Origin of the sequence: Pseudomonas sp. 14P_8.1_Bac3 (genome assembly GCF_025466085.1) — a bacterium.
GTDB lineage: Bacteria > Pseudomonadota > Gammaproteobacteria > Pseudomonadales > Pseudomonadaceae > Aquipseudomonas.
The window spans coordinates 89,606-97,833 of the sequence record NZ_JANLOD010000007.1 but is presented as its reverse complement, the minus strand read 5'-3'; the positions used below and the strand labels follow the sequence as shown (position 1 = coordinate 97,833).

Annotated in this window: 6 protein-coding genes; all 6 read right to left on the bottom strand. The window is 63.4% G+C overall.

Annotated elements, in window-relative coordinates; translation table 11 throughout:
- Nucleotides 1-80: 80 nt before the first annotated feature.
- Nucleotides 81-914, bottom strand: a complete 834-nt coding sequence (locus NTD84_RS02860) for an SDR family NAD(P)-dependent oxidoreductase (RefSeq protein WP_262163423.1) — start codon at nucleotides 912-914, stop codon at nucleotides 81-83.
- 11 nt (nucleotides 915-925) lie between these two features.
- On the bottom strand, nucleotides 926-1,693 hold the full coding sequence (locus NTD84_RS02855; RefSeq protein WP_262163422.1) for an SDR family oxidoreductase: 768 nt from the start codon (nucleotides 1,691-1,693) through the stop codon (nucleotides 926-928).
- Nucleotides 1,694-1,831: 138 nt separating this feature from the next.
- Entirely contained in the window at nucleotides 1,832-3,067 is a 1,236-nt protein-coding gene (locus NTD84_RS02850) for a helix-turn-helix transcriptional regulator (RefSeq protein WP_262163421.1), read from the bottom strand.
- 184 nt (nucleotides 3,068-3,251) lie between these two features.
- Nucleotides 3,252-5,675 (bottom strand): efflux RND transporter permease subunit, encoded by a 2,424-nt coding sequence (locus NTD84_RS02845; RefSeq protein WP_262163420.1) that lies wholly within the window; start codon nucleotides 5,673-5,675, stop codon nucleotides 3,252-3,254.
- 14 nt (nucleotides 5,676-5,689) lie between these two features.
- Nucleotides 5,690-6,676, bottom strand: coding sequence for a WD40/YVTN/BNR-like repeat-containing protein (locus NTD84_RS02840; protein WP_262163418.1), 987 nt, complete (start codon nucleotides 6,674-6,676; stop codon nucleotides 5,690-5,692).
- Nucleotides 6,677-7,273: 597 nt separating this feature from the next.
- Nucleotides 7,274-8,224 (bottom strand): OB-fold domain-containing protein, encoded by a 951-nt coding sequence (locus tag NTD84_RS02835; protein WP_262163417.1) that lies wholly within the window; start codon nucleotides 8,222-8,224, stop codon nucleotides 7,274-7,276.
- Nucleotides 8,225-8,228 lie beyond the last annotated feature (4 nt).

The window sequence follows — 8,228 nt, the reverse complement described above, 5'->3', positions numbered from 1 at the left end:
CCCCCCCCCCCCCCCCCCGCTCCCACAGGTTCCGTGTTGGTTGAAGATGAGGTGTTCGACACCCGGCCCCTTTGCGGGGGTTAGCGCCAGTCGGCGACGATGCCGTGTTCCAGCGCAAACGGCTGCGCGGCGATGGTTCGGCGCTGGAAGTCCGGCGCCTGTTCGGCGGTGGCCAGCCACAGCATCACCGCCGCCGGGACATGCGGCGGTGCACTGCCGGCGCGCAAGGCGATCAGGCCTTTATCGCCGATGGTGGCCTTGAGTGCTTCAGTGGTGACAACGCCCGGATTGAGGGTATACGCGCGAACACCGGCCTCGCCCAGTTCTGTCGTCAGCACCCCGGACAGGCGCGACACCGCCGCCTTGCCCGCCCCATAGGCATAACCCCAGCCGCCTTTGCCCGCCGGCAATGGCGGGTCGGTTTCGCCGGCACCGGAGGTGACATTGATCACCACCCCGCTGCCACGCGTCACCATGTGTTGCGCCACTGCCCGGGTCAACAGGAACGGGGTGAGGATGTAACCCTGGAACATCCGCTCCAGGGTCTCGGCCTGCAGGGCCATGAACCCGGCGTTGAGGTCACTGCCCTGGTAGATGGCATTGTTGATCAATACATCAATGCGTCCGTACTCGGCCAGCACGGCTTGGCACGCAGCCAGGGCCGAGTCGCTGTCGAGCAGGTCCATCGGCACCACGAGCACCCGGCAACCGAGCGCGCGCAACGCGTCGGCGCTGCCGTTGAGGCTGCCGGCCAGCGGCGCTCCGGCGGCGTCACGCAGGGCATGTTCATGCTGTTCGCCCTCATTGAGGGTGCGGGCGCTGATGGCCAGGTCGAAGCCGGCGCGGGCGAATGCCAGTGCCGCCTCGCGGCCAATGCCTCGGCTGGCGCCGGTGATGAATGCCACCTTGTTCATGCAGATTCCTTTTAGAAGCGGGAAGCGCGGACCATGGCGTCCATCCCGCCATCGACGAAGATGACGCTGCCATGAATAAACGATGCCTGCGGCGATTGCATGAACGCTACCACCGCGGCGATTTCCGAAGGTTGCCCGGCGCGGCCCAGGGGCGCGACAAAATCGCGGGTCGATTGGCCGAAGCGTGCATCGTCCAACGAAGCCTGGTGCAGCGGGGTTTGTACCGCGCCCGGTGCCACCACGTTCAAGCGCAAGCCCTGTTTGCCCCAGCTCACGGCCAGGCTGCGAGCGTGCTGGCTGATGGCCGATTTGGAAGCGGCATAAGCGACATGCGGCTGGCCGAGCGACTCGGCCAATGCCAGCGCCCGGGCCTCATCGCCTGCGATCATCGCGTCGATCATCGGCAGGCCATCGGGCCCAGAATGAGTCGCCGCCACCGAGCCGATCACCAGCGCCGCCGCTTGCTGCCCCTTGGCCAGCGCCCCTTGCAAGCCGTCGAGCAACTGGCTGACACCAAAGTAGTTGACCGCCAGGATCAGACCGCAGCTCGGCGCGGTGACACCCACCCCGGCGCAGCAGATCAGCCCGTCGAGCACCCCGCCACTGAGTTCAAGAACTTGCGCGATGGCGGCGTCGCGTCCCTGGGGAGTGGACAGATCGGCGATCACTTCGGCGTTGTTGCGATCGATACCGATGACCTGGTGCCCGGCGGCGCGCAGGGCGGTGGAGACGGCGGCGCCGATGCCAGAGGCGCTCCCAGTGATGGCGGTAATAGGCATGGTGGTTCTCCGTGATAAGTCCGCCCAGTATCGACAGGGCGATCACGAGACGGCATCGTCCGTGCGGACTAAAAAAGCGACGGGACAGTGACCGCGGCGCCAGGCAGCCGATCGCGGCCTGGCGATGGTCTTTGAGGCTCAGGCGTGGCGATACATTGGCACGGCCAGTTGCGGTGGCGGCACCTTGATTTTCTCAGCCATTTTCAACGCAAGCCTGGGTTTCCCCAGGGCCACCACGCTGTTGAGCATGATCCGCACCAGTTCGGTCTGACGTCGCACGCCGGTCTTGGAGAAGATCGAGCGCAGGTGCGCCCGCGCGGTGTTGCGCCGGATATTCAGGACCTCGGCCGCTTCTTCCAGGGACAAGCCGTTGGCCAGTTCCATGGCCAGGGCGGTTTCAGCCTTGGTGAGGTTGAACAGCTGCTTGGTTACCACTTCGCTGGCCAGGGATTTGCTCGACGCATCGCGGATGTACACCAGCGCCGCGGGCTGCCCCTTCTCTTCAGCCCAGTCCAGGGAGGGAATCGATTCCACCACCACGCCCAGGTTGACCAGCCCGGAGGGCCGCGTCACGGACATGGCCTCGGCGCTTTTCGGGGTATCAGGTACGAAGGCGGCGCGAATCAAGCGTTGCAGCTCACGGTTATCGCTGGGGTACGTCGCCTCGAGCCGTCCGCCCACCAGTTTCAGGCCGTCGGAACGCGCAAGGATTTCCTGGGCCACCGCGTTGACCCGCAACACGCTGCCGCTCTCATCGAGCACCAGAGTGGCCACCGACAACCGGCTGATGGCCTGGGAATACAACTCACTCAGCGACTCGCTGCGGTCCAGCAGGTTGTGCAATTGCAAGGCCCGACGCAGATGCGGCAGGAACATCGCGCACAGCGCCCGGTCGTTAGCGGAAAAATTCGGAGAGCGTTTCGGCCGGGTGATGCGAAAGCGCAGCTTGCCGCCGTCCGGCGTGGAGATGTCGGCGCCCATCACGTGGTACACGTCATTGGGGCCACAGAATGCCTTGAAGTAGGCGCTATGCTCCCACTCCGTGGACGTCATGATGTCATCGACGGCGAACACCTGATCCAGCGGCTGGTTGACGAACGGCGTGTTGGTCTGCGGATAGGTCATGTAGCTGACATCGCCGGCGCCTTCGATATCACCGGCGATGATCATCACGCCCATGTCGGGTTGGTCCGGCACGCGCAGGATCAGGGTGACGTAGTTGGCGTCGTAAACCTTCAGGAAGCTCTTGAGTGCGTTGGCCATCAGTTTCGGGTCAAGGGCGCCTTCGTAGACTTCGCCCACCAACTGGCTGAAGCGTGTGAGGTCCAGGCCAAGGCCCGCCAGGGCTTCAGGGGTCAAGACAACATCTTGCATAGTCTTCTCCTAGCTCGGGTAAGGACGGCGCCCTTCCCTTGTTATTTTTATAATTTCGGCCAAGGAGAACCGAAGTTCTCCCGCTTGACTGCGACTTGCCTGCGGGGCCCTGCAATGGCACCCGCGTTTTCAGTTTCGCCATCGCCCGCACACTCCACAATAGGCGCGGCAGGTTTATTTTTGGCTACCGTGAATCACGCGCCGCCGGGCTGTTTTTCAGCCGGAACTGACCTTGCGCAGGCACCTGCTGGCGGACCCGCTCGGTGACCAGCGGTCGCCCACGGTTGAACCAGGCAGCCAGTGCCGGTAGGAGGAAAATCGCCCCGAGCACATTGACCAGGAACATGAACGACAGCAACACGCCCATATCGGCCTGGAACTTCAGCGGGGCGAACGCCCAGGTGCAAACGCCGATGGCCATGGTCACGGCCGTGAACACGGCGGCAGTACCGCGTTGGCACATGGCCTGGTAGAACGCTTCGCGCAGATTGGCACCACGGAGCATTTCGTGCTGGATGCGCTCATACAGATAGATACCGTAATCGACCCCCACCCCCACGCCCAACGCCATCACCGGCAGCGTCGCGACCTTCAGGCCGATGCCGAGCAGGGTCATCAGTGCATTGCACAGGATCGCGACAATCGCCAGTGGCACCAGGATGCACAGCACCGCGCGGATCGACTGGAAAGTCAGCCAGCAGAACAGCGCCACCGAACCGAACAGCGCGCCCAGCATGATGATTTCGGCGCGCTTGACCGCCTCGTTGGAGGCCGCCATCACCCCGACGTTGCCACCCGCCAGGAGGAACTCGACCTGGGGCGAGCTGACCTCGGCAATGATCCGCTTGGCTTCAGTGATCGCATGGCTGACGGTGCTGCCCTCGTGGTCGGCCAGGAACACCAGGATTTGCATTTGCTGGCAGCCATCGGTGACCAGTCCATCATCCGGCATATAAGCCCGCGCGCCCTGGCTCAAGCCCCGGGGCGAACCTGGAATCGCTGCCCAGCGCGGGTTGCCTTCGTTATTACCGGCGATCACCCGTTTGCCCATGTCCGCCACGCTCTGGATCGACTGCACGCCCGTCACGGTGCGCATGCGAAAATCGAACGCCTCCACGGCCCGCATCACGGCAGGCGACAGGCAGCCTTCTTCGACCCCCTTGACCTGCACGAACACCGACATCACGTCGAGCCCGATGGAGTAGCTGTTGATGATCTTTTCGTTGTCCTGGTTGTAGCGCGAATCGGCCCGCAGCTCCGGGGCGCCCGCGCCGATATCGCCCACCGCCAGGTCACGGGCCTTGTAGGCCCCGGCCAACAGCAGCAACAGGCTGATAGCAAACACCCCGAGGGCCGGCCCCGGTTCGGCCAGTGCCGACAGCCGCCACCACAGGCGATGCTTGCCCGTCGTCCGGGATTGCGCGCGACGCAGCAGCGCGGGTTCCAGGCGCAGGTAGGAAATGATGATCGGCAGCATCAGTTTGTTGGTGATGATCATCAGCATCACGCCGATGCAGGCCGTCACCCCCAGTTCATGAACGATCGGAATGTCGATCAGCATGATCACCGCGAAGCCCAGGGCGTTCATCAGCAAGGCCAGGGAACCAGGGATGAAAATCTTGCAGAACGCCGAGCGCGCCGCGTCCTTCGAAGTGTTGCCGGCCAGCACGTCCTGTTTCCAGGCGTTGGTCATCTGGACCGCATGGGACACGCCGATGGAGAAGATCAGGAACGGCACCAGGATCGACATTGGATCGATGCCCAGGCCCAGCAACGGCAACAGCCCCAACAGCCAGACCACCGGCAGTAATGCGACCAGCAGCGCCACCACGGTCAGGCGCAGGGAACGGGAATACAGCCACAGGAGCAACCCGGTGATCAGGAAGGCCACGACAAAAAAGCCGATCACGGTGTTCAGCCCTTCAACGACGTCGCCCACCAGCTTGGCGAAGCCGACGATGTTGATCTCGATGTCGGGGCTGTTGTATTTGCCGCGGATTTCTTCAAGGCGCGTCGCGATGTCGACATACGACACCGGCTGACCGGTCTTGGGATCCGTGTCCTGCAAGTCGGCGCGGACCATGGCCGATTTCAGGTCGTTGGCCACCAGCCGCCCGACCTGACCGGAGGCCGCCGTGTTGCTGCGCACCTGCGCCAGGTCCTCGGCGGTGCCGCTGAAGCGCGGCGGCACCACCACATCGCCAAAGAACCCTTCCTCGGTAATTTCGATGTAGCGCACATTGGCGGTGAACAGCGAGGTCACGCTGGGGCGACTGACCCCGGAGATGAAAAATACGTCGTCGGTGACTTTGCGCAGCGTCTCCAGGTACTCGGCGTTGTAAATGTCACCCTCGCCTTTCCAGCGCACGCTGACCAGAAAGCGGTTGGCGCCGGTGAAATATCGGCTGAACTTGAGGAAATTGATCATGTATTCATGACGCACCGGAATCTGTTTATTGAACCCCGGATCCAGTTGCGTGTGGGTGGCGCTGTAGCCCAGGCCCAGCGTTACCAGGACGAACAGCAACAGCAATCCCTTGCGCCAGGCCATCAGGTGGTCAGCACACGTTTCGACGCCGCGCGTCACCCAGTGTTTACCTTGATTCATTGCCCGCCTCTCTTTTACCGGGTGGCCGGTGTGGCCACTAGGGCAGCGACGCTGCCACCTGAACCTTGCAATACCCCGCGCTCACCACCGACCAGCAGGCGTGAGCCGACCACCGTCGCCGAGGTCAACGTGCCGAGTCCGGAAAGGCGCGTCACGCCGACCAGCGCGCCCTGTGCATCAAGCCGTACCACCGAGCTGCCGGCACCGACGATCACCAGGCCCGAGTGATCGGGCAACAGCACATGGCCGTACAGCGGCAGTTGGTTGCCGACATTGATCTGGGTCCAGGTATCGCCGAAGTCGTGGCTGACGAACACATGCCCGCGCATGCCGTAGGTCACCCAGTTGTCCGCGCTCAGGCGCACGATGCCGAACAGCGAGCCGCTGTAGAACGCCGGCAAGGTCTGCCAGTGCTGGCCGGCATCGGCCGTGCGCAGCACCAGGCCCTGCTCGCCGACCAACATACGCCGGCCATCCTTGCCGCCCGCCATGCTGTTGAGGTGTGCGCTGTCGATGTCCAGGGACCGCGGCGTCCAGGTTTGCCCGGCGTCGAGGGATTGATAGAACTTGCCGAAACTGCCGAAGGCCATGACGTTGTCGCCACCACCGCTCCAGATCCCCAGCAGCGGTTCGCCCAGGTCGGCGTCGTAGCGAATTTCCTGCCAATGGCTGCCGGCGTCCTGCGAACGCAGGATCCAGCCGTCATGCCCGACAGACAGCAAGCGCTGGTCATCCAGAGCCACCACCGCCGTCAGCGTGGCATTGCGTTGCGTGTCGACGCTGGCGGGCTGCCAGCTGACACCCTGGTCGTCGCTGAGCAGGATGCTGCCACGCTCGCCCACGGCGACCACGCGCGAGCCCAGATTGAGCAGGCCATTGATCTGCACCCGGTCCGGGCGCGTGGCAAACAATTCTTCTTGTGGGGGCGTTTTTGGTGAAAAGGTGTAGCCGATGGTCAGGGCGACCACCAGGCAGACCGCGTAGCCGATTACAGAGCGCATGACGCACACTCCTGTCTGAGGCACGCGTGCATAGGGCAAGTCATAGGGCCAATCCTCTTGTTCTTGTCAGGCGCCGGAGCATGCGAGGCAATCGAGATGGGCATTGCCTCTGGAGGGATAGTCGGCGCAAGGCCTGGGAGACACATCGTCCAAATGGCTTATGCAATGGCGTAAATGGCACAGAGCCGGAAGAAGCGATGCCATTCACGCCCGGTCGGAGCGAGCATGCTCGCGATGGTCGTCAACGATGACGCGTGCCGCCAGAATGAACGCGGCGCACTCGCGTCCATCGCCAGCAGGCTGGCTCCTACAGAGGAATGCGTGATCCTCGATCTTGAGTACGACCCAAAACCTGTAGGAGCGAGCTTGCTCGCGATGGTCGTCAACGATGACGCGTGCTACCTGAATGAACGCGGCGCCCTCGCGTCCATCGCCAGCAGGCTGGCTCCTACAGAGGAATGCGTGATCCTCGATCTTGAGTACGACCCAAAACCTGTAGGAGCGAGCTTGCTCGCGATGGTCGTCAACGATGACGCGTGTTACCTGAATGAACGCGGCGCCCTCGAGTCATCTCCAGCAAGCCTGGCCCCGACAGAATCAGGCGATGTACAGAATCACCAGGTCGTTGATCACCGACGGTCGGTCCTGGCCGACCACGTGGGTGGTGAGTTCCAGGGTCAACTGGGTGCCACGGGCCGACAGGTCGACTTTTTTCACCCGGGCCCGGGAATGGATGCGCGAACCGGCCGGCACCGGCGCCGGGAACCGCAGGCGGTCCGAGCCGTAGTTGATCTGGGTACTGAAACCACTGATCTCGAAGCCCAGCGCCAGTTTCATCCGCGACTGCAGCACCTGCACCAGCGCACCGTGGGCGATGGTGCCGCCGAACGGACTTTGCAGGCGTGCGCGCTCCGGATCGGTGTGAATCCAGTAATCGTCGCCGGACAACCGGGCAAAGTCATCGATCAGTGCCTGGTCGACCACCACCACATTGCTCCAGCCACTGAATTCCTCGCTGACCAGGGCCTGCAAGGCCGGCCCGTCATTGAGGTCGATTTGCCGAACGTCTGGCTGCGCCGCTGTCGCCGGTGCCGGCTCACTGTCCTGCGCGGGCAGCGATTCAAGGCTCGCGACATCCTTGTCCACCCCGGTGAAACGCAGCAGGCGATTGCCCTTGGCGTCGACTTCGGCGAACACCGGCTGCAACGGCATGCCGATTTCGATTTCATCTTCCTCGAGGCCGACCAGGTTGGTGTTGATGCGCACGCCTTCCGCCAGCTCGACCACCGCCAGTTTCTGCGGCATTTCATCGATGAAGTCGGGCAACGTGGCAATCCGCGTCACCGTGAAGCTGTAAAGCGTCGCGGCGCCATCCACTTCGCGCCATGCCAGGTCATGCTCAAGGCACACCGGACAATGGCGGCGGGGGTAGAAGTTCCAGTGCGCGCAGGCGTTGCATTGCTGGATCAACAGGCGGCGGGCCTTCAGCCCCTCCCAGAACGGCGCGGAGATCTGCGTCGCGACCGGCATCGGTTTGTTGTTGGACATGTGC

Bases quoted from the DNA above. Each gene is read 5' to 3' on its own strand.
- NTD84_RS02860 (WP_262163423.1), bottom strand. From the start codon at position 914: ATGAACAAGGTGGCATTCATCACCGGCGCCAGCCGAGGCATTGGCCGC.
- NTD84_RS02855 (WP_262163422.1), bottom strand. From the start codon at position 1,693: ATGCCTATTACCGCCATCACTGGGAGCGCCTCTGGCATCGGCGCCGCC.
- NTD84_RS02850 (WP_262163421.1), bottom strand. From the start codon at position 3,067: ATGCAAGATGTTGTCTTGACCCCTGAAGCCCTGGCGGGCCTTGGCCTG.
- NTD84_RS02845 (WP_262163420.1), bottom strand. From the start codon at position 5,675: ATGAATCAAGGTAAACACTGGGTGACGCGCGGCGTCGAAACGTGTGCT.
- NTD84_RS02840 (WP_262163418.1), bottom strand. From the start codon at position 6,676: ATGCGCTCTGTAATCGGCTACGCGGTCTGCCTGGTGGTCGCCCTGACC.
- NTD84_RS02835 (WP_262163417.1), bottom strand. From the start codon at position 8,224: ATGTCCAACAACAAACCGATGCCGGTCGCGACGCAGATCTCCGCGCCG.